Origin of the sequence: Polaromonas sp. CG_23.6, from assembly GCF_029892315.1 — a bacterium.
GTDB lineage: Bacteria > Pseudomonadota > Gammaproteobacteria > Burkholderiales > Burkholderiaceae_C > Polaromonas.
The window spans coordinates 2,720,526-2,741,109 of record NZ_JARXUY010000001.1; the positions used below are offsets into that span (position 1 = coordinate 2,720,526).

Sequence of the window (20,584 nt, forward strand, 5' to 3'; positions counted from 1 at the left end):
ATTGGCGCGCTGCGCCCTGCCACACGCCAACCTACTTCATCAGGAGATAAATTTATGTCAAAAAGACGTCTTGCGCTTATCACCATTGCATTTTCAGCTATTGTTTTCATAGCATCAACGGGCGCAGCCCTGGCCCAGTCCGACTACCCCAACAAACCGGTGAAGATCATCGTTCCCTTCCCCGCCGGTGGCACCAGCGACGTGATGGGCCGGCTGGTTGCCGAGGAACTGGGCAAGATCCTCAAGCAACCCTTCATCGTCGAGAACATCGGCGGTGCCGGCGGCGTGATCGGCACCGAGCGCGGTGCCAAGGCCACGCCCGACGGGTACACCCTGATCCAGACTGGCGTCGGTCAAAACGCCGTGGCCCACGGCCTGGAGCCTTTCCCGAAATACGACTCCAACACCGATTTCATGCACATCTCGCAGGTGCATTCCGGCCCGAATGTGCTGGTGGTGCATCCCAGCACCCCATTCAAGACGGTGAAGGAACTGGTCGACTACGCCAAGGCCAACCCCGGCAAGCTGGACTACGGCTACACGCCAGCCGCCTCCGGCCATATGGCGATGGAGCAGTTCAAGCAGACCGCCGGCATCTTCATGCTGGGCATTCCCTACCGTGGTGGCGGCCCGATGATGACCGACATCCTGGGTGGCACGATCAAGATGATGTTCATCAACCAGGACGTGGCGCTGCAGCACGTCAAGGCCGGCAAATTGCGCCCGCTGGCGGTATCGAGCGCCCAGCGCAATGCGCTGTACCCCGATGTGCCAACTGTGGCCGAGTCCGGCTACAAGGGGTTTGAAGCGCTGTCATGGTCGGGCATTTCCGCACCCAGGGGCACACCCCAGCCGATCGTCGACAAGCTCGAAGCGGCACTGGTGCAGGCCATGGAGTCGCCTGCCGTCAAGCAGCGCCTGGAATCGCAGGGTTTTGTCGTGCCGGTGCAAGGCGCCAAACACTACGCCGGGTTCGTCAAGAGCGAAGAAGCGCGCTGGACACGGGTCATCAAGACTGCAGGCATCAAGACGCCCTGAACCGGTCAAGGGCTACGGCGCGGTCCGTTCCATAACTGTTGCTGGCAGCAGTCGGGCTTGCGTCGCTTCAAGCGGCGGGGCGGGGCTGTCGTGCTGAAGCTTTCGGCGAAGAGGTAGCCTTGTACGCCACATTCACGCAAAATCATGTCCATGCAACTCAACTACATTGCCAACACCCGCGTCCCGTCCCTCTCCGGAAAGACCATTGCGGTCATTGATCCTTCCGATGGTCAGGTTTTCGACAACATCCAGCGCAGCACGGCGCATGACATCGACGTGGCGGTGCGCAGCGCCAGAGACTGCCTGGAACTGGTCTGGTGCCGGCTCAGCGGCACCGAGCGCGGACGGCTTTTGATGCGCCTGTCGGTCAAGGTGGCCGAACATGCCGATGAACTGGCCCTCATCGAGCAGCGCGACTGCGGCAAACCGACCCGGCAGGCCAAGGCCGACGCCCTGGCGCTGGCCCGCTACTTCGAGTTTTATGCCGGCGCCTGCGACAAGCTGCATGGCGACACGATCCCCTACCTGGAGGGCTACAGCGTGATGACCTGGCGCGAGCCGCACGGTGTGACCGGCCACATCATTCCGTGGAACTACCCGATGCAGATTTTTGGCCGCAGCGTTGGCGGCGCGCTGGCGGCGGGCAATGTCTGCGTCGTCAAACCCAGCGAAGACGCCTGCCTGTCGTTGCTGCGCGTGGCCGAACTGGCCGCCGAGGTGGGCTTTCCGGCCGGCGCCCTGAATATCGTCACAGGCTATGGGCATGAAGTGGGCGACGCGCTGGCCCGCCACGCCGGCATCGACCACATCAGCTTCACCGGCAGCCCCAACATAGGAACGCTGATTCAGCAGGTGGCGGCCGAGCGGCACTGCCCGGTCACGCTGGAACTGGGCGGCAAAAGCCCGCAGATCGTGTTCGCCGACGCCGACCTGGACGCGGCCATCCCCGCCATCATCAACGGCATCGTGCAAAACGCCGGGCAGACCTGCTCGGCGGGCTCGCGCCTGCTGATTGCACAGGCCATCTACGATCCCTTGCTGGCGCGACTGGGGCAGGCGTTTGAAGCTCTGCGCGTCGGCCCGGCCGCCATGGACCTGGACGTCGGCCCATTGATTCGCCAGAGCCAGCAGCAGCGCGTGTGGGACTTTTTGAGCGATGCCCATGTCGCCGGCATTCCGATGGTGGCGCAGGGCCAGATCGTCGATGAAGCGCCGGACAGCGGCTTTTACCAGGCGCCTACGCTGCTGTGCGACGTGCCGGCCGACCACCGCCTGATGCAGGAAGAAGTCTTTGGGCCCGTGCTGTGCGCGCTGCAGTTTAAGGATGAGGACGAGGCCGTCGAACTGGCCAACGCCACCCGCTTCGGGCTGGCCGCCGGCATCTGGACCGCCGACGGCGCGCGCCAGTTCCGCATGTCCAGACGCATCAGGAGCGGCCAGGTGTTCATCAACAACTACGGTGCTGGCGGCGGTGTCGAGCTGCCCTTCGGCGGCGTGAAGTCGTCAGGCTATGGCCGGGAAAAGGGCTTCGAGGCGCTGTATGGGTTCACCACGCTGAAGACGGTAGCCGTGCGGCATGGCTAGACAGCCGCGCGACTTGCGCCGCAGCCTGTTGTCGGGTTCAGGCTTGCCCAGCCCCACCGTCCTGCGATGAATTGCAGACTGTGCGGGCCCGACTTGCGCACCACTGATGGCACCGAATGGCGCATAAGCCATGGAGTGGCCGAGACTTGACAACAGGCTTCACAAAAGACAAATAACGATTAAAAAAGGCTTCCAGCCCACAGCTGGCAAGCGCTGACAGCTATCAAATAAATAGTAACCAACCCGGAGACAACACCCATGCGCGTCAAGAACAAATCCATCATCGTCACCGGTTCCGGTGGCGGCATCGGCGAAGGCATCGCCCGGCGGCTGGCGGCCCAAGGCGCCCAGGTCATCGTCAACGACATCCATGCCGAACTGGGCGAAAAGGTGGTCGCCGCCATCGTCAAGGCTGGCGGCACCGCGTCATTCTTTGCCGCCGATGTCACCAAATCGGATGAAGTCAAGGCACTGGTCAACGCTGCCGTCCAGCGTTACGGCCGGCTTGACGTGATGGTCAACAATGCCGGCTGGACGCACCGCAACCAGCCGGCGCTGGATGTGAGCGAGGACGATTTTGACAAGTGCTACGCCATCAACGTCAAGAGCATCTATTTGGCGACCATCCATGCGACGCCGGTGTTCAGAAGCCAGGGCGGCGGCAGCTTCATCAACATTGCCTCCACCGCCGGCGTGCGGCCCCGCCCCGGCCTGACCTGGTACAACGGCTCCAAGGGCGCAGTCATCACCACCTCAAAGTCGCTGGCGGCCGAACTGGGGCCGGACAACATCCGGGTCAATTGCGTGAACCCGGTGTTCAACCCCGACACCGGCCTGTCAGCCGACTTTGCCGGCGGCCCGCTCGATGAAACGCGCAAGGCACGCTTTCGGGCGAGCATTCCGCTGGGGCGGTTTTCGACCGCGCTGGACGTGGCCAATGCGGTGCTCTATTTGGCCAGCGACGAGGCCGACTTCATCAGTGGCGTGTGCCTGGAGGTGGATGGCGCCCGTTGTGTCTGAGGAAAAAAGACGCGAGCCCTTGACCTGGGCCGCACCGATCACGCATATCTTCCGTGGGTAAAGCAGGCGGCGCGGGGGCGGGACAGACCGATGGGGTAAATTCTCCCCTAAGGCCCATCACCATGACAGACACACCACGCAAGATCATTCCCCTGGCAGACCTGCGTTATGCCAGCCGCATTCCCGCCGTCCCGGCCCACCTGACAGCGCCAAGCGGCCTGCTCAGCGATACACTGGGCCGGCCGCTGCGCGATTTGCGCATCAGCGTGACGGACCGCTGCAACTTTCGCTGCAACTACTGCATGCCGAGCGAGATTTTCGACAAGGACTATGCGTTTTTGCCACAAAGCTCGCTGCTGAGCTTTGAGGAAATCACCCGTCTGGCGACGATTTTCGTCGCCCACGGCGTCGAAAAAATCAGGCTTACTGGCGGTGAACCCTTGCTGCGCAAGAACCTGGAAGTGCTGGTCGGCATGCTGGCAAAGCTGCAAACCCCTGGGGGCAAGCCGCTGGACATCACGCTGACGACCAATGGATCACTGCTGGCCCGAAAAGCCCAGTCGCTGAAGGACGCCGGTCTGCAGCGCGTCACCGTCAGTCTCGATGCGCTGGACGACGCGATTTTTCGCGGCATGAACGACGTTGACTTTCCGGTCGCCGACGTGCTCCGGGGTATCGAGGTGGCGCACCAGGTCGGCCTGGCGCCGGTCAAGGTCAACATGGTCGTCAAGCGCGGTACCAACGACCACCAGATTCTGCCGCTGGCTCGGCATTTCCGGCATTCCGGCGCGGTGCTGCGGTTTATCGAATTCATGGACGTGGGCGCGACCAACGGCTGGCGCATGGACGAGGTGTTGCCCTCCCGCCAAGTGATTGATCGCTTGCACGCCGAATTCCCCTTGACGGCCATCGACCCCAACTACAGCGGCGAAACCGCCGAACGCTGGCGCTATCTTGACGGCGCGGGGGAAATTGGCGTGATCAGCAGTGTGACCCAGGCGTTTTGCGGCGAATGCAACCGCGCGCGGCTGTCCACAGAAGGCAAGCTGTTTTTATGCCTGTTCGCCAGCCAGGGCCACGACCTGCGCGCCTTGCTGCGCGGAAATCTGGCCGACGAGCAGATCGCCGCTGCCATTGGGCCGATCTGGCAGGCGCGTTCGGACCGCTATTCGGAATTGCGCGCCGGGTTGCCGCCCGATGCCAGTCCGGCAGGCGATGCCAAGCGCATTGAAATGAGTTACATCGGCGGGTGAGTGTGGCCCCCACGCTCCCCACTGCGTGTGGTTCGCTGCCCCCCGAGGGGGCCGCTGCGCCTGCGGCCTGGCGAAGCCAGTTCCGCGGCCCCTGCTGGGGAAGAGGTGACGCCACTGCGCTTGTCGCTTCGCATAATGCACATTTTTAGGAACACTGGATGACCATGAACATGAAGACACCTTTGCATGCCGAAGCCATCACGGGCGTGATCCTGGCGGGCGGACGCGGCTCGCGCATGGGGGGCGCGGACAAGGGGCTGCAAAACTTCAACGGCGTGCCGCTGGCATTGCACACCTTGATGCGGCTGTCGCCGCAGGTGGGCGAAATCATGATCAATGCCAACCGCAACCTGTCTGCCTACGAATCCTTTGGCGTTCCGATCTGGCCTGACACCACTTCGCTGGGCGACTATGCGGGGCCGCTGGCCGGTTTCATTACAGGCCTGGAACGGTGCGAAACACCTTATCTGCTCACCGTGCCGTGCGACACGCCGCTGTTTCCCACCGATCTGGTCGCGCGCATGGCCGACGCGATGGCGCGGGAAGGCGCTGACTTTGCCGTGGCCGCCGCGCGTGAAGAAGTTGGCCAGTTGCGGCCGCAGCCGGTGTTTTGCCTGATGGGCGTGGACATGCTTGAAAGCCTGGCGCGTTTCACCCAGGCCGGCGGCCGCAAGATCGACGCCTGGACGGCGCAGCACCACACCGTCATCGTGCCGTTTGACCAGCCCGGCGATGCGCCGCATGCCTTTTTCAACGCCAACACGCTGGCCGAACTGCATCAGCTCGAAGCCAGGCAGCCGTGAACGCCATCGACGCCATTGCCGCCCAGTTGCAGGGCTATGACCCGCAGGCCATGACGGCCGACGGCGTGCGCGATTTTCTGGCCCGGCTGGTGACGCCGGTTCAGGACACGGTCGAGACGCCCTTGTTTGAAGCGCTTGGCCGGGTTCTCGCAGCCGATGTGGTTTCGCCCTTCGACGTGCCGCCGCATGACAACTCGGCCATGGACGGTTTTGCATTTTCAGGTGCTGAACTGGCGTCAAATGCTGCGCTGGAGTTGCACGTTGCTGGCACGGCGCTGGCCGGCAAGGCCTGGCAGGGCAGCGTCCATCCCGGCCAGTGCGTGAAGATCATGACCGGGGCCATCATGCCGGCCGGTCTGGACACGGTGGTTCCGCAGGAATTCGTCCAGTTGCGCCGAACCGGTGAGCAGGAAACCGTCACGATTCCGGCGGGCCTGCTGTGTCTGGGGGACAACCGCCGCCTGCGCGGGGAAGACCTGGCGCAGGGCCAGCCAGCGCTGCAAAAAGGCGAGCTTCTCACGCCCGCCCGGCTTGGGCTGGCAGCCTCTTTGGGTCTTAAAACACTGTTAACCTGGCGGCCCCTGCGCGTGGCCTACTTTTCCACCGGCGACGAAATCCTGTCGCTGGGCGAAGCGCCGCGCGAAGGCGCCGTGTACGACAGCAACCGCTACACCGTCTTCGGCCTGCTCAGCCGACTGGGTTGCCAGGTTATCGACCTGGGCGTGGTGCGCGACGAACCCGCACTGCTCGAAGCTGCGTTCACCAACGCCGCCCGGCAGGCGGACGCCATCATCACTTCCGGCGGCGTCAGCGTCGGCGAGGCGGACTACACCAAGGCGATGATGAAAAAGCTCGGTGACGTGGCGTTTTGGCGCATCGCCATGCGGCCGGGCCGGCCCATGGCGGTGGGACGTATCTCAAACATCAAATTGGCACCTGGCGCAAGTGGAACGGGCACTAACAGCTATCAAAATGAAAGCAAAGGCGCGGTGTTGTTTGGCCTGCCCGGCAACCCGGTGGCGGTGATGGTGACCTTCCTGGCGTTTGTGCGCCCTGCCCTGCTGCAAATGATGGGCGCAACACCCGAGCCGCTGCTGCTGCTCAAGGCCCACAGCCGCGAAGCCCTTCGCAAGAAACCGGGCCGCACCGAGTACCAGCGCGGCTGGGTTTCAACCGCGCCGGATGGTTCGCTGCAGGTCAAGACCACCGGCAGTCAGGGCTCGGGCGTGCTGCGCTCGATGGCCGAGGCCAACGGGCTCATCGTGCTGCACCACCACCAGGGCAACATCGCCGTAGGCGATGAGGTCGATGTGATGATGTTCGACGGCGCCATATAGCGCCATGACAGGTCAGGAGGTCAGGCGGGCGCCTGGCGGCCTTTCCAGAACTGCCAACGAGACGACGTTTTCAGCCGTGGTCTGCGCATCAGCAGGTAAACAGCCGGAATCACGAACATTGACAGCAGCGGCGCGGTGATCATGCCGCCCACCATGGGCGCGGCGATGCGCTGCATTACCTCCGAGCCAGTGCCCGCACCCCACATGATCGGAACCAGGCCGCCCAGGATCACCGCCACCGTCATGGCCTTGGGCCGGACTCGCAGCACGGCACCGTCCCGAATGGCATCCAGCAGATCGTCGGCAGTGGCCTTGCCGCCCTCGATGCGGTCGTTCCACGCACTTTTCAAGTACAAAAGCATGATCACGCCGAATTCCGCAGACACCCCTGCCAGCGCAATGAACCCGACAGCGCCCGCCACCGAGAAGTTGTAGTTGAGCAAATACAGCAGCCAGATCCCCCCCACCATGGCGAAAGGCAGTGTCGCCATGATCAGCAACGCTTCTCCGAAGGAGCCAAAGCACAGGTAGAGCAGCACAAAGATAATGAGCAGCGTGAACGGCACCACCACCTTGAGCTTGGCCGTGGCACGCTCCAGAAACTCGAACTGGCCTGACCAGGAAATCGAATAGCCTGGCGGCAAATTAACCTGTTTGGCCACAGCCTGCTGCATGTCCTTCACGGCAGAGCGCAAGTCCCGGTCACGAATATCCACGTAAACGTAGCCTGTCAGCCGGGCGTTTTCGCTGCGAAGCATGGGGGGGCCGTCTGTGACTTTTACATCCGACACGTCGGACAGCACCAGACGCTGGCCACGCTTGGTGATGATGGGCAGATTTCGAAGTTTCTCCAAAGAATCCCGCATCTCTCGGGGGTAGCGCATATTGATCGGGAAACGCTGCAGTCCCTCGACGGTTTCCCCGATATTTTCACCCCCGATAGCAGACGAGATGACCGACTGCACGTCTGAGATATTCAGCCCGTAGCGCGCGGCGTCGTCGCGCCGGATGTCGATGTCCACGTAACGCCCGCCCGTCAGGCGTTCGGCAAGCGCGCTGCTCACACCCGGGACATCTTTGAGCGCCAGCTCGATCTCGCCGGTAATCCGGTCAATCGTGGCAAGGTCGGCACCCGCCACTTTCACCCCCACCGGGCTCTTGATGCCGGTGGCCAGCATGTCAATGCGGTTGCGGATCGGCGGCACCCAGATGTTGGACAGGCCCGGCACCTTGACGATGCGGTCCAGTTCCTCGACCAGCTTGTCGGCGGTCATGCCGGCGCGCCACTGGTCCTTGGGCTTGAACTGGATGGTGGTTTCAAACATTTCCATCGGTGCCGGGTCCGTGGCGGTTTCAGCGCGGCCCGCCTTGCCATAGACGCTGGCCACCTCGGGAACGGTTTTGATCAGGCGATCGGTCTGCTGCAGCAGTTCGGCCGCCTTGCCCGCCGAGAGACCCGGCAAGGCCGTGGGCATGTAAAGCAGATCGCCTTCGTCAAGTCGGGGCATGAATTCGCTGCCGATGTGCTGCAAGGGCCAAAGGCTGAGCACCAAAGCCACGCCAGCTACCACCAGCGTCATCTTGGGCGCACGCAGGACCACTTCCAGCAAGGGGCGATAGACAGCGATGAGCAAGCGATTCAGCGGATTGCTCTTTTCATCGGGAATACGGCCCCGGATCAGGTAGCCCATCAGCACCGGAATCAAGGTGATCGACAAGCCGGCGGCGGCGGCCATGGCATAGGTCTTGGTGAAGGCCAGCGGCGAGAACAAGCGCCCCTCCTGGCCCTCCAGTGTGAACACCGGAATGAACGACAGCGTGATGATCAACAGCGAGAAAAACAGCGCCGGGCCCACCTCGGCAGCCGCCTCGCCAATGACGTGCCAGCGGGCAGGCCCTTCGAGTTTTTCGTCCGGGTGCTTGTGGTTCCAGTTTTCCAGGTGTTTGTGCGCGTTCTCGATCATCACCACTGCCGCATCGACCATGGCGCCAATGGCAATCGCAATGCCGCCCAGCGACATGATGTTGGCGTTGACGCCCTGGTAGCGCATCACGATGAATGCCGTCAGGATGCCCAGTGGCAGCGAGATGATCGCAACCAGGGCCGAGCGCATGTGAAACAGGAAAATAAAACACACCACCGCGACCACCAAAAACTCTTCCAGCAGCTTGTACGTCAGGTTCTCCACCGCACGCTCGATCAGGCCCGAACGGTCGTACACCGGCACGATTTCCACGCCCTGGGGCAGGCTGGCCTGCAGGGTCTTGAGTTTTTTCTTGACCGCTGCAATGGTCTCCAGCGCATTTTTTCCGGAACGCATCACGATGACGCCGCCGGTGGCTTCGCCTTCACCGTCAAGCTCGCCGATGCCGCGCCGCATTTCAGGCCCTATCTGGATACGTGCCACGTCGCCCAGGCGTACAGATACACCGGCGTCGGTCGTCATGAGCGGTATTTTCCGGAAGTCGTCCAGGCCTTGCAGATAGCCTGATGCCCGGACCATGTATTCAGCTTCACCCATTTCGAGCACCGAACCGCCGGCTTCCTGATTGGCGTTTTGTACGGCTTCTACCACCTTGGTGTGCGGGATGCCGTAAGCGGCCAGCTTGTCAGGGTCGAGCACGATCTGGTACTGGCGCACCATGCCGCCCACCGAGGCGACCTCGGCCACATTGGGGATGGTTTTCAATTCATACTTCAAAAACCAGTCCTGCAAGGCCCTGAGCTGGCCGGCATCCTGCGTCCCGCTGCGGTCGACCAGCGCATACTGGTAAATCCAGCCGACACCCGTTGCATCCGGCCCAAGCGTGGCCTTGGCGCCTGCGGGCAAGCGCGACTGCACCTGGTTCAGGTACTCCAGCACCCGCGAGCGCGCCCAGTAAAGGTCGGTGCCATCCTCGAACAGCACATAAACGTAGGAATCGCCGAAGAACGAGTAGCCCCGCACCGTCTTGGCGCCGGGCACCGAGAGCATCGTCGTCGTCATCGGGTAGGTGATCTGGTTCTCGACAATGCGCGGCGCCTGGCCCGGGTAGGTGGTCCGGATGATCACCTGGACATCGGACAGGTCCGGCAAGGCATCAAGGGGGGTTTTAAGCACCGAATACACGCCCCAGGCGCCCAGCATCACGGTCGCCAGCAGCACCAGAAAGCGGTTGACGATTGACCAGCGAATGAGTTGGGCAATCACTTGGCGCCTCCGGCGGCTTGAGGCATAGGTGCCAGCGGGGATACGCGGGTGAGTTGCGGCAATCCCTCGGCATCCATGTAAAACTCAAAACTCACCCGGTCGCCAGCTTGCAGATTGGGCGGCAGCTTCTCAGCGGGCGGACGCTTGAAATCCATGGTCATCGCGCCCCACTTCAGCGCCGGGATGGGGCCATGGGACAGGGTGAGTGCATCAGGACCCATGGCATCGAGCTTCGCTTCACTTTCATACCGCAGCGCTGCGCTGGCAACCGCTGGCTTGGGCGCCTCATTGAGACGTGCCTCGACCCCTTTAAGGCTGGCCTCGGAATCGATCAGGAATTGCGAAGACACCACCACGCGTTGACCGGCCAACAGGCCGCGCTTGATCTCGGTCTGTCCGCCGCTTTCGATCCCGGCCTGCACATTGACCGGGCGAAACCTGCCATTGTCCTCGGCCAGTATCACCACCATGCGCTTGCCGGTCTGGATCACTGCTTCGGTCGGAATCAGCAGGGCTTTTTCGTTACGCGTGTCCGTGAACTGCATCTCAACGAACATGCCGGGAACCAGGCGATCGCCAGGATTGGCCAGTTCAAGCCGGGCTTTCAGTGTCCGGGTGGCCGCGTTCACCTCCGGCAAGATAGCCTGCACCTTGCCCTCAAACGTCATTCCCGGCACGGCCGGACTGCTGGCCTGCACCTTGGCCCCCACGCGTACCAACGCGGCCTGGCCCTCGGGCACCTCGGCATTGGCCCAGACCGTGGACAAGCCGTTGATGCGGAACAAGGTGGCCCCTGGCATCACGGTCATGCCCTCGCGGGCCATCAATTCCACCAGCACCCCGGCGATGGGGGCCACGACGGTGATGCGCGCCTGGATTTTTTCAGAGGTTTCCACCCCCCGAATCTGCGCGTCGCTCATGCCGGCCTGGCGCATGCGCTGGCGGGCACCGTCGACCAGCACGGCCAGATCGGTGCCTTGCATGCGACGCACCGAAAGAAATTCCTCCTGAGCGGCCACCCAGTCCGGCACATAGAGTTCGGCCAGTGGCTGGCCCTTGGCGACCCGATCCAGCGTGGCACGCACATACAGGCGTTCCACATAACCGGTTGCACGTGCCTGGACGATGGCCTGGTCGCGCTCGTTGAAGGCTATGCTGCCGACAGCAGACATTTTTGGCGACAGTGTGCCTTCGGTTACCTGTGCGGTGCGCACCCCCAGGTTTTGCTGGACGCGGGCACTCACGGTCACCTTTCCCTGGTCACCATCGCCGCCGGCATAGACGGGCACCAGCATCATGTCCATGAAGGGAGATTTGGCCGGGTTGTCGAACTTGTTGCCAGGCACCATCGGGTCCTGGTAATACAGGACCTTCTTGCCAGCGACAGGGTCCATATCGCCCGCCTTGATGCCAGAGCTGATATGCCGGCGGGTGGCATCTTCGCCTTCGGCGATGCTTTGCGGAACCGTACCGGTCGCGGCATTGGGGCCTTGAGGGATGGAAACGGCAGCTGGGGCCATGCCCATGCCGCGCTGCATGCCGACCATGTACACGCCGTAGCCGGCGACACTGAGAAGGCTGGCCATGACCAAGCCAATGATGAGGGGTTTGAGTTTCATGTTCTTTTTTTTGGTTGTAGGTTCATGGGTGTGCGTTGAAAGCCATGTCTTTCGCCGCAGGAATCAGATAGTTGATCTGGGCCCACAGGCGCGCAGTGTCCATCTCCAGGCGGAGTCTTTCCATTTGCATATCGACTTCCCCACGCCGCGCCTCCAGCACGGCAGTGAGCGACCCCGCCGCACCGCGATAGGCCGCGATGGCAGCGCGCGTTCGTTCTGAGGTCAGCGGCAACAGCGAGGCGTCATAGCGGCCCAGGCGTTCACGGTTGCTGCGCCACTCCTGCAACATTGCCAGCGTCTGCGCGACTTGCATGCGCGTGCCTTCTTCGCGTTCGGCGCGCACCTGCTCCAGCAAAGCCAGCCTGGCCCCAAGCTCCCGGTCTTGGCGGTTTTTTTGATTCCATTGCAGCGGAATCGACATATTTATCGAAACCATGTTGGAGAAAGCCGGTCCACGCTGGGAATACATCAGCTCGACGCTGACATCGGATTTTTTGTTTGCCAGCGCCAACTCGACATCGGCTTGTGCCGTGGCCTCCTTGCGCATCAAAACATCAATTTCTGGCTGGTTTGCAAGCTGAGATTCGAGATTTCCCGAATGCAGGCTGACCCTATCAAGGGCAGGCGGCGCACCCAGTGGCTTTGCGGCTTCGGCACCTACCCAGCGGGCCAGTTGGGTGGTTGCGGTTTCAATTTGCCGATCGGCCAACGCCAGTCGGTCGTCAAGTTGCGCCACCGCAGAGCGCGCCGCAAAGAGGTCAGCCTGCGATCCGCGACCACCCCGGTAGAGGGCATCTGCCGCTTCGATCTGCAGCTTGGCTTCGTCCCGCTGGGTGCGCAGTAACCCGCGCATTCGTTCCTGGTAAAAACGGTCGAGCCAGGCAATGGCTGTCTCGCGCTGCAAGCTGGCAAGCGCCACCCGGCGCCCCGCTTCGGCCGTTTCGGCTTCTCGCTCAAGACGGGCAGACCGCGCCTGTCGCTTGTCACTGCGGGTAATTTCCTGCATGACGCCCACAGAGCGCATCGTCATGAAGTCGCGCGTCAGGCTGAATTGGTCCGGGCCATCGGCCGGCAGGTTGGTCACGCCGAGTTTGAGGACCGGATCGGGCAACTGGCCGGCCGACACCGCCATTTCCCGCGCCGCTTTCGCGCTGGCATCCTGGGCCAGCAATTGCTGGGACCGGGCGGCAGCCAGCTGCTGTGCTTGCGGCAAAGACAAGGGTTCGGCCGCCCAAAGCGGCATTGTGGCGTTAGCCAGCAGCGCAGCCGCTGCGACCCGTCGAATGAGACCCATGGAACAAAGAGAAAACATAAAACCTCCAGACAACAAAACAAGCTGCCGGCACGCATGGCGTGCTCAGGCAGTGGCTAGGAGCTGGAGGATTTAAATACGAAAGCAGCAGTTGCGCACGGTCAAAGGCGGCACGGTGGTGCGCCTGAGAAGCGGTGCTTGCAGCGCCGCACCCATGGGTGTGGGGACAACGCGGGGCAGCGGGAAGTCGGTTCCCAGATCAGCCAGAGTTGCGATTCCAGGCACCTGGTATTTGTCGGTACTCTGCTGGCTGGCCTGGCAATGCGCATGGCACAGGCTGGGTTGCTCGTCATCCATGGTGAACGCCATGGATTCGGCGCAAGGCATGTCAACCTGCGTCGTGATGGTGATCTCCGCCGCCTTGATGCCCATCGCCAGACCGCCAGGGCAAGAATAGGCGGCCACGGCGAAATGCATGAACAACAGACTCGCCAACGCAAACACTACCGTGGCAAAACGGTTGCGACGGTTTGAGGTCATAGGGCCTGATGGGCAGGCGTGGCGAACAAGGGGATGCATGGCATTGGAGATGGCGGTGAGGCAGTGTAATTCCATTTCCGAAGCAAACAGGCAGGCCCTTGCTTGACCTTGCAGCAGCGAAGTTTGTTTTACAACTTTGCGAATGATTGCACTGATTTGAAAAAAATAACTGCATCAAGTCAATTTTTCAAACCCTTGTCGTTTGAAATTTCGACTCTGAAAAAATTGATTCTTGTTGGTGAAAATCAGCCGGCCTCTACATAAGAGCCAGTTGATCGACATGGGCATGGTGCGCGGCAAACTACACCAAGGCGATTATGAAGTAGCCTGGCAACGCGGCGTTCCGGCGCATCGCTACCTGTCCTTTCAAATCAATGGCAGCTGGCGCCATTTGAAACCGGTATTGCTTCAGGCCGCCGGGCGGGAATTGCGCGCCGACAGAATATGAAAGCCGCCGGCCAACACCAGCATTAGCACCAGCACCACTCCCCAGATGACCCAGACCAGCGGCGACAGCCAGCCCAGCATTGGCACGATCCAGCTGGTGGCCGTGACCACGGAATCCATCAGTTCGCTGATACTGGCCTTCAGCGGCTCAATGACGCCGGGCGGCATCCACGCGGCCAGCCAGTCGGGCAAGGGCCACTGCGCCATGGCCTGAGCGCCGCGAATTGCCGGATCAGCGGACGAGGCGGCCAGCCAGTTGAGAGCAGCCGCCAGCATGGAAGCGGCACCGGTCCACAACAACGCAAAAAAACCGGTCACGCCCCAGATCAGCAGTTTCATTATTTTCACCCTCTTGTTTTAACGCCAAGCCAGCGCAAGATTGCGCCGTGGATGTATTTGAGCAAAAGCAGTGCTTCACCACTGTACGCAGGCCCAAAAGTCCAGAAGAAAATCGGGGTCAACCGTTTGAGTGCCTCGGGTGATATTGGCAAACACTTGAGCGCTTCAGTCCGTGTGGCTGGCTTCCCGCCAATGCGGGAACGAATGACGGGAAATCATTACTTTTGACATCTTTATTTGCCAGCCAGCGGCTATTGCCCGGCAGGCGCCTCCCGCACCTCGGCAGTTTTCGCGCCGGGCACCGAAGAACGGGCAAACAGCGCATACATCGTTGGCACCACAAACACGGTCAGCAGCGTGCCCAGCGACATGCCCCCCACGATGACCCAGCCAATCTGGGTACGGCTTTCAGCCCCGGCGCCTGAAGCCAGCGCCAGCGGCAATGCGCCCAGCACCATGGCGCCGGTGGTCATCAAGATGGGGCGCAACCGCTGCGAAGATGCTTTCACCAGCGCATCGATCATCTCCATGCCCTGCATGCGCAGCAGGTTTGTGAACTCGACAATCAAGATGCCGTGCTTCGTGATGAGGCCAACCAGCGTGATCAACCCGATCGGCGAATAGACATTGAGCGAGCCGCCGCTCCACTTGAGCGCCAGCAATGCGCCAATCATCGACAGTGGCACCGACAGCATGATCACCAGCGGATCGACTAAGCTCTCGAACTGTGCGGCCAGCAACAGGAAAATGAATACTAGCGCCAGCACGAACACAATCACCAGGGCCCCTTGCGAATTCCTGAATTCCCTTGACGTGCCGTTCAGGTCGGTGCTGTATCCGGACTTCAAAACTTTGGCGGCCGTCTGGTCCATGAATACAAGCGCTTCACCCGGCGAAGAATCAGCCGCCAAACTGGCAGTGATGGACACTGAACGGCGTTGGTCAAAATGGTTCAGCTCGCGCGGCGACACGCTTTCGGTTACCTTGACCAGGCTGGAAAGCGGGATCATGGCGTCATTGCGGCCGCGCACGTAAATACGGTCAATGTCTTCGGGTGTGGTGCGGCCGCTGGCGGCTGTTTGCACCACCACGTCGTATTGCTCGGCACCGCGCTTGTAGCGGGTCATGTTGCGACCGCCAAGCAGCGTTTCAATAGCCTTGGCCACGACTTCAACACTCACCCCCAGGTCGGCTGCCTTGTCGCGCTCCACATCGATGCGCAGTTCAGGCTTGTTCAGCCGCAGGTCCACGTCGGGCGAGACGATGCCGGGGTTTTTGGCAAGCCGGCGGAAAACGGGTCCATGCCCTCCTCGATATGGCGAAAGATGTTTTCCAGCATCACAATGGCGTCATTGACCACCAGGCCGATGGCCAGCGCCAGCGCGACCAGCAGGACGGCCTCGAAGATGGTCTGGTACACGTTCTTGACCGAGCGATCGATGAACACCGAGTTGTCGTTGGCAATGTCGATCAGCACATCGGGCGGCAGGACTGCCTTGAGCTGGGGAATGGCGGCCTTCACGCCTTTGGACGAATCAAGCGGATTGGCCGTGGCCTGGCGGATCACGCCCACGCCGACGGCCGGGCGGCCATTCAGCCGGACGACGGTGCGTTCGTCAGCCGCGCCTTCCTCGACCCGCGCCACATCGCGAACCCTGACTGAAAACCCGTTCACGGTCTTGATCACGATCGCGCCAAACTGCACCGGCTTGAGCAGGCTGGTTTGCGATGTCACGCTGAATTCACGCTGTTGCGACTCAATGCGGCCTGCGGGCAGTTCCAGGTTGCTGCGGCGAATCGCGTACTCGACATCCTGCGTCGTCAGTCGGTAGGAGGCCAGCTTGTCGGTGTCCAGCCAGATGCGCATGGCGTACTTGCGTTCGCCGAAAATACGCACGTCGGCCACGCCAGTGACGGTTTGCAGGCGCGGCTTGACGATGCGGTTGACCAGGTCGTTGATTTGCAGCGGCGTCAGGGATTCGCTGGAAAACGCCAGCTGGATGACCGGAAACGCGTCGGCTTCGACCTTGGCGATTACTGGCTCTTCAATCGCCTGCGGGAGCTTGTTGCGCACCCCGGAGGTGCGGTCGCGCACCTCGGCGGCAGCCGAATCGGCGTCTTTCTCCAACCGGAAGCGCTCACTGATCTGCCCTTGGTCAGCGCGGCGGAACGAGGTGATGACATCCACGCCGTCGATGCCGGCAATCGAGTCTTCCAGCGGCTTGGTCACTTGCGACTCGATGACTTCGGCCGAGGCGCCGGCATAGCGAACACTCACGGTGACGACCGGCTCGTCGATCTTGGGATATTTACGCACCGTCAGCCGGTTGAAGCTGACCGCACCGACCAGCACAATGAGCAGCGACAGCACGGTGGCGAACACCGGGCGGCGGATGGATATTTCAGCGAGTTACATGCGGCAGTCCGGCGTTGGTCACGAAAACTCGGGCAAAAGCCAGGACTCAGCCCGGATTGCGGATGGCAGTGGTGGCTGGTTTATGCACGGCAGGAGATATGCCTGAAGTCGGCATGATGCTGCCTGCAACGGCAATCACGGTATAAATTGCTTTTGATGCCATGGTGGGAGGGAGTAGAAAGTTAACCTGACAGAAAAGAAATCGCAAATGTATGTAGCAGGAAGGATGGAAAAACGCAGGGTACACGCTGGAATTAACCGAGCTTGAAACCGCCGCTCACCAACGCTCTGGCCCAAAGGCGAATTTTTTGCAAAGCCAGACGCGTCAGGGCTCTGGCGCCGGGCTGCATCAAATGCGTCCTAGTGCGCGTTCCACGCCCTTGTTGGCCAGCGCATCAGCGCGTTCGTTGCCCGGATCGCCGTTGTGACCCCTGACCCAACGCCAATCAATGGTGTGCCCACTGGACACCATCAGCGCATCCAGCCGCTGCCACAAATCGACATTCTTGACGGGTGCCTTTGCCGCCGTGCGCCAGCCCCGGGCTTTCCAGCCATGAATCCACTCGGTGATGCCCTTGAGTACATACTGGCTGTCAAGGTAAAGGGTCACATTGCAAGGTCTTTTCAGGGCCGCAAGGGCCTCGATGACAGCGGTCATCTCCATGCGGTTGTTGGTCGTTTCCATCTCGCCACCGAAAATTTCTTTCTCGGTACCGCTTCCTGACAGCAAGGCACCCCAGCCACCAGGCCCGGGGTTGCCCTTGCAGGCACCGTCGGTGTAAATCACGATGTGTTGACTGGGAACGTGTGGCTCTGCTGCTAAATCGGTCATGGACTACTTGTGGTGCCAGGAATGCCTGGTGGGTTTAAAAATTGGGAAAATCTCAGTCGCTTATTTTGACCCAGCCGGCGGGCTTCCTGCTGGCCACGATGGCAGGAGCAGACACTGGTGATTTGCGTGTTTTCCAGTCAGGCTCCAACAAGCGCATGCCGCGCACACGCTTGACGGCCACCAGAAAATAGACCGCCCCAAAGATCGGCCACCAGCGTTTTCCGGCGCGGTCCATCCAGTTAAACCGGTCCAGCCAATGCTGACTTTTCAGCGCAGGGCGATAGCAACCAAACTGAGCCGATTCCACCTCGAAGTCGAGCAGCCTGAGCCAATCGCGAAGCCGCCAATAGCCAATGTATTCGCCAGCATCCGGCAAAAAAAGTCCCTCGTATCCAAAACGCTGGTAAAAGTGACCACGTTGCTGGCGCAACCCCCAGAGACTGGCCGGATTGAAGCCGCTTATGACCACCCGCCCATCAGGTACGAGAACGCGCGCCACCTCGCGCAAGGTGGAATGCGGGTCAATGCCAAGCTCCAGTGTGTGCGGCAGAACCACCAAATCCAGGCTGCTTTCGGGAAACGGCAGCGCTGCCGAATCGGCATACAAGGCAGCGCGTGGGGAACTAATCGACTCAGGCCCTGTCCGATTATTCGGTCTGCTTTTTGAAGGAAGGGGTAAGGTCTGTTTTTCGAAGGCATCTAGGGCCACCCATTTGTGCGGCATGCGGTTGGCTTGCAACGCATCAAGCTCAGGAAACCCCAGTTGCAGAGCATGGTAGCCAAAAATATCACTCACAGCCAGATCAAAGAGGGAACGTTCCCAAGCGAGCAAATAGGCCCCCGGCGGGGTATCAAGCCACTCTGTCAATCCTGTAATTTCTGAATTCATCGAAACCGCTGCATGTTTTTGATTCCTGTTTCCGCATTTGTCGACAATTTTTTCAGTGAGTTACGTCTATCTGTTTAAAGCAGCTCCAGCGCATATGCTGGCATCGATGACAAGCTTGGTGCATTGCCGGCGAAACACGTGTCTGCTGCGCACACAAGTACATGGTAGCCAACTTGCGTTTTGAGCTTGCCTTTGAGCCTGATAATGCGGAATTGGATACTTGTGAAAAGCATTGCCGCCAGTTGCGCAAACAGAGCAAGCCTGCCCTGTACCATCAGACTGGAAGTCCTGATCAATACTTTTTTACGAACGCGCGAAACCGACACCATGACCGCCGTTCACCACCTTGATGCGTCAACCCATGACGACAGCACTGTATTTTCTGCCCTGCGGCAATGGAAAAACCAATTCAAATGACATCTGTCCCTCGAACCGCCCAGCTTTCCTTTTTTGCTTCATCCTGTTTTTCCTTCCAGCGCTTTCGGCTGGTTTCACTTGCGTTCCTGATGGCATTGGTTGTTCTGGCAGGTTGCGCCACGCAGCCGCCAGGCCTGCCGGACGACCCGGTGCTGTCTACCGGGCCCGGAACCATCCCGGGCCAGAGGATTCCAACCGGCCCATTGCGCGCCATCACACCCGGCCAGGTAAATTCCTTCCCTATTGCCTCCACCGAGCCGCCCAAGGAACTATGGGACCGGATTCGCAAAGGATTTGCAATGCCCGACTTGCAAAACGAACTGGTGACAGACCGCGAGCAGTGGTACGCCAGCCGCCCTGATTACATCCAGCGCATGACCGAGCGCTCCAGCAAATACCTGTTTCACATCGTCGAAGAACTGGAGCGCCGGCAAATGCCGACCGAGTTGGCCCTGCTTCCCTTCATTGAAAGCGCCTTTAATCCGCAGGCGGTATCCAGCGCCAAGGCAGCTGGCATGTGGCAATTCATGCCCGCTACCGGAAAATATTTCGACCTCAAACAAAATAATTTCAGAGATGACCGTCGCGACGTGCTGGCATCGACGCGCGCAGCGCTCGACTATCTGCAAAAACTCCATGGCATGTTTGGCGACTGGCACTTGGCATTGGCCGCTTACAACTGGGGCGAAGGAAGCGTCGGCCGGGCCATTGCAAAAAATCAGAAAGCAGGGCTGGGAACAACTTACGACGAGCTCAACATGCCGGCAGAAACACGCCTTTATGTACCCAAGCTTCAAGCGGTAAAAAATATTGTTGCCAATCCACAGGCGTTCAATACAGAACTGCCGCTGATTGAGAACCACCCGTATTTTCAGCAGGTGCAGATCACGCGAGATATTGACGTCGCCCTGGCGGCACGGCTGGCCGATGTTGAAATCGATGTTTTCAAAGCGCTCAACCCTTCTGCCCGCCGCCCTGTCATCCTGGCATCGGGAACGCCGCAAATCTTGCTGCCTTGGGACAACGCATTGGTATTTCAGCGCAACTTCGACGCCTACACCCAAGGCCAATATGCCAGCTGGACCGCTTGGACAGCGCCCAGCACCATGAACGTTACGGAAGCGGCACGGCACACCGGAATGAACGAATCCGATCTGCGCAGCATGAACAATATTCCGCCTCGCATGCTTATCAAGGCAGGCTCGACGCTGCTCGTGCCGCGCCCTGCCCGGATGGACAACGACGTCAGCAGCCAGGTGGCGGACAATGCCCAAGTTTCGCTGGCGCCTGAAATCACCACGCGCCGTACGACGGTCAGGGCTCGCAAAGGCGAGTCTGTTACGAGCATTGCCAGTCGGTATAACGTGGCTGAATCCAGCGTTGCCAGCTGGAACAATGTCAATATTCAGACAGCCTTCAAGCGGGGCCAGCAAATAGTTCTGCATCTGCCCATCACCGCACGCGGACTGGCCAAAAATGCGGTTGGCAAGCCTAGCGGATCAAGGTCAAAAACTGCGGTTCAGGCCGTCAGGCGCGACACTGGCAAGGCAGTGGTCAAGTCAAAAAGAAAGTAAATCACCGATGATTGAGGGGCAGCCAGTCTGGCC

Annotated in this window: 16 protein-coding genes and 1 pseudogene; 9 read left to right on the forward strand and 8 right to left on the reverse strand. The window is 60.7% G+C overall.

Translation table 11 applies throughout. From position 1 onward, the window contains the following. The first annotated feature begins 54 nt into the window (after window positions 1–54). From H4V98_RS12855 to glp, 6 genes are all read left to right on the forward strand, one after another. Window positions 55–1,038 carry a tripartite tricarboxylate transporter substrate binding protein gene (locus H4V98_RS12855; RefSeq protein WP_196863715.1) on the forward strand — a complete coding sequence of 328 codons (984 nt, stop codon included), beginning with the start codon at window positions 55–57 and terminating at the stop codon, window positions 1,036–1,038. A 150-nt stretch (window positions 1,039–1,188) separates the two neighbouring features. After that, window positions 1,189–2,622, forward strand: coding sequence for an aldehyde dehydrogenase family protein (locus H4V98_RS12860; RefSeq protein WP_196863716.1), 1,434 nt, complete (start codon window positions 1,189–1,191; stop codon window positions 2,620–2,622). Between the two features lie 258 nt (window positions 2,623–2,880). Next, the gene (locus H4V98_RS12865) at window positions 2,881–3,642 is read left to right on the forward strand and encodes an SDR family oxidoreductase (protein ID WP_196863717.1); all 762 of its coding nucleotides are present in this window, start codon (window positions 2,881–2,883) and stop codon (window positions 3,640–3,642) included. A gap of 122 nt (window positions 3,643–3,764) precedes the next feature. Then, window positions 3,765–4,895: a GTP 3',8-cyclase MoaA gene (moaA, locus tag H4V98_RS12870; RefSeq protein WP_280757531.1), complete on the forward strand. Its 1,131-nt coding sequence runs from the start codon at window positions 3,765–3,767 to the stop codon at window positions 4,893–4,895. 158 nt (window positions 4,896–5,053) lie between these two features. Next, complete coding sequence (mobA, locus tag H4V98_RS12875; protein ID WP_196863719.1) at window positions 5,054–5,698, forward strand: molybdenum cofactor guanylyltransferase MobA; 645 nt, start codon at window positions 5,054–5,056, stop codon at window positions 5,696–5,698. Further along, complete coding sequence (gene glp, locus H4V98_RS12880) at window positions 5,695–7,035, forward strand: gephyrin-like molybdotransferase Glp (protein WP_196863720.1); 1,341 nt, start codon at window positions 5,695–5,697, stop codon at window positions 7,033–7,035. Before mobA ends, glp begins: the two co-directional genes overlap by 4 nt. 20 nt (window positions 7,036–7,055) lie before the next feature. On the opposite strand, the gene H4V98_RS12885 is transcribed toward glp, so the two are convergent. The 4 genes from H4V98_RS12885 to H4V98_RS12900 all read right to left on the reverse strand — a co-directional run bounded on the left by H4V98_RS12885 (window position 7,056) and on the right by H4V98_RS12900 (window position 13,637). Continuing rightward, complete coding sequence (locus H4V98_RS12885) at window positions 7,056–10,226, reverse strand: efflux RND transporter permease subunit (protein ID WP_196863721.1); 3,171 nt, start codon at window positions 10,224–10,226, stop codon at window positions 7,056–7,058. Continuing rightward, window positions 10,223–11,845: an efflux RND transporter periplasmic adaptor subunit gene (locus H4V98_RS12890; protein ID WP_196863722.1), complete on the reverse strand. Its 1,623-nt coding sequence runs from the start codon at window positions 11,843–11,845 to the stop codon at window positions 10,223–10,225. The genes H4V98_RS12885 and H4V98_RS12890 overlap by 4 nt, the downstream gene beginning before the upstream one ends. A 22-nt stretch (window positions 11,846–11,867) precedes the next feature. After that, on the reverse strand, window positions 11,868–13,139 hold the full coding sequence (locus H4V98_RS12895) for a TolC family protein (RefSeq protein WP_231374756.1): 1,272 nt from the start codon (window positions 13,137–13,139) through the stop codon (window positions 11,868–11,870). A gap of 90 nt (window positions 13,140–13,229) precedes the next feature. Next, window positions 13,230–13,637 (reverse strand): hypothetical protein, encoded by a 408-nt coding sequence (locus tag H4V98_RS12900; RefSeq protein WP_196863724.1) that lies wholly within the window; start codon window positions 13,635–13,637, stop codon window positions 13,230–13,232. Window positions 13,638–13,869: 232 nt separating this feature from the next. Between H4V98_RS12900 and H4V98_RS12905 the strand changes: the two genes are divergently transcribed. After that, window positions 13,870–14,085: a hypothetical protein gene (locus H4V98_RS12905; RefSeq protein WP_196863725.1), complete on the forward strand. Its 216-nt coding sequence runs from the start codon at window positions 13,870–13,872 to the stop codon at window positions 14,083–14,085. On the opposite strand, the gene H4V98_RS12910 is transcribed toward H4V98_RS12905, so the two are convergent. The 4 genes and pseudogenes from H4V98_RS12910 to H4V98_RS12925 all read right to left on the reverse strand — a co-directional run bounded on the left by H4V98_RS12910 (window position 14,046) and on the right by H4V98_RS12925 (window position 18,560). After that, a complete protein-coding gene (locus tag H4V98_RS12910) occupies window positions 14,046–14,423 on the reverse strand; it encodes a hypothetical protein (RefSeq protein WP_196863726.1) in 378 nt (125 codons plus the stop codon). The two genes, H4V98_RS12905 and H4V98_RS12910, sit on opposite strands and share 40 nt — an antisense overlap. A 251-nt stretch (window positions 14,424–14,674) precedes the next feature. Next, a pseudogene (locus H4V98_RS12915) lies at window positions 14,675–16,824 on the reverse strand (efflux RND transporter permease subunit). 364 nt (window positions 16,825–17,188) lie between these two features. Continuing rightward, entirely contained in the window at window positions 17,189–17,671 is a 483-nt protein-coding gene (rnhA, locus tag H4V98_RS12920; RefSeq protein WP_196863727.1) for a ribonuclease HI, read from the reverse strand. 52 nt (window positions 17,672–17,723) lie between these two features. Next, complete coding sequence (locus H4V98_RS12925; RefSeq protein WP_196863728.1) at window positions 17,724–18,560, reverse strand: class I SAM-dependent methyltransferase; 837 nt, start codon at window positions 18,558–18,560, stop codon at window positions 17,724–17,726. 222 nt (window positions 18,561–18,782) lie between these two features. On the opposite strand from H4V98_RS12925, the gene H4V98_RS12930 reads away from it, so the two are divergent. Together H4V98_RS12930 and H4V98_RS12935 are read left to right on the forward strand one after the other, a co-directional pair. Then, on the forward strand, window positions 18,783–18,977 hold the full coding sequence (locus tag H4V98_RS12930) for a hydroxyacylglutathione hydrolase C-terminal domain-containing protein (protein ID WP_196868285.1): 195 nt from the start codon (window positions 18,783–18,785) through the stop codon (window positions 18,975–18,977). An 89-nt stretch (window positions 18,978–19,066) separates the two neighbouring features. Further along, window positions 19,067–20,551 (forward strand): transglycosylase SLT domain-containing protein, encoded by a 1,485-nt coding sequence (locus H4V98_RS12935; protein ID WP_196863731.1) that lies wholly within the window; start codon window positions 19,067–19,069, stop codon window positions 20,549–20,551. Window positions 20,552–20,584: the final 33 nt, after the last annotated feature.

What these genes read in the sequence shown, in the direction of transcription:
- H4V98_RS12895 (WP_231374756.1), bottom strand. Translation starts at nt 13,139, where the DNA reads ATGGGTCTCATTCGACGGGTCGCAGCGGCTGCGCTGCTGGCTAACGCC.
- H4V98_RS12860 (WP_196863716.1), top strand. Translation starts at nt 1,189, where the DNA reads ATGCAACTCAACTACATTGCCAACACCCGCGTCCCGTCCCTCTCCGGA.
- H4V98_RS12890 (WP_196863722.1), bottom strand. Translation starts at nt 11,845, where the DNA reads ATGAAACTCAAACCCCTCATCATTGGCTTGGTCATGGCCAGCCTTCTC.
- mobA (WP_196863719.1), top strand. Translation starts at nt 5,054, where the DNA reads ATGACCATGAACATGAAGACACCTTTGCATGCCGAAGCCATCACGGGC.
- H4V98_RS12925 (WP_196863728.1), bottom strand. Translation starts at nt 18,560, where the DNA reads ATGAATTCAGAAATTACAGGATTGACAGAGTGGCTTGATACCCCGCCG.
- H4V98_RS12910 (WP_196863726.1), bottom strand. Translation starts at nt 14,423, where the DNA reads ATGAAACTGCTGATCTGGGGCGTGACCGGTTTTTTTGCGTTGTTGTGG.
- H4V98_RS12865 (WP_196863717.1), top strand. Translation starts at nt 2,881, where the DNA reads ATGCGCGTCAAGAACAAATCCATCATCGTCACCGGTTCCGGTGGCGGC.
- H4V98_RS12900 (WP_196863724.1), bottom strand. Translation starts at nt 13,637, where the DNA reads ATGACCTCAAACCGTCGCAACCGTTTTGCCACGGTAGTGTTTGCGTTG.
- moaA (WP_280757531.1), top strand. Translation starts at nt 3,765, where the DNA reads ATGACAGACACACCACGCAAGATCATTCCCCTGGCAGACCTGCGTTAT.
- H4V98_RS12935 (WP_196863731.1), top strand. Translation starts at nt 19,067, where the DNA reads ATGGCATTGGTTGTTCTGGCAGGTTGCGCCACGCAGCCGCCAGGCCTG.
- rnhA (WP_196863727.1), bottom strand. Translation starts at nt 17,671, where the DNA reads ATGACCGATTTAGCAGCAGAGCCACACGTTCCCAGTCAACACATCGTG.
- H4V98_RS12855 (WP_196863715.1), top strand. Translation starts at nt 55, where the DNA reads ATGTCAAAAAGACGTCTTGCGCTTATCACCATTGCATTTTCAGCTATT.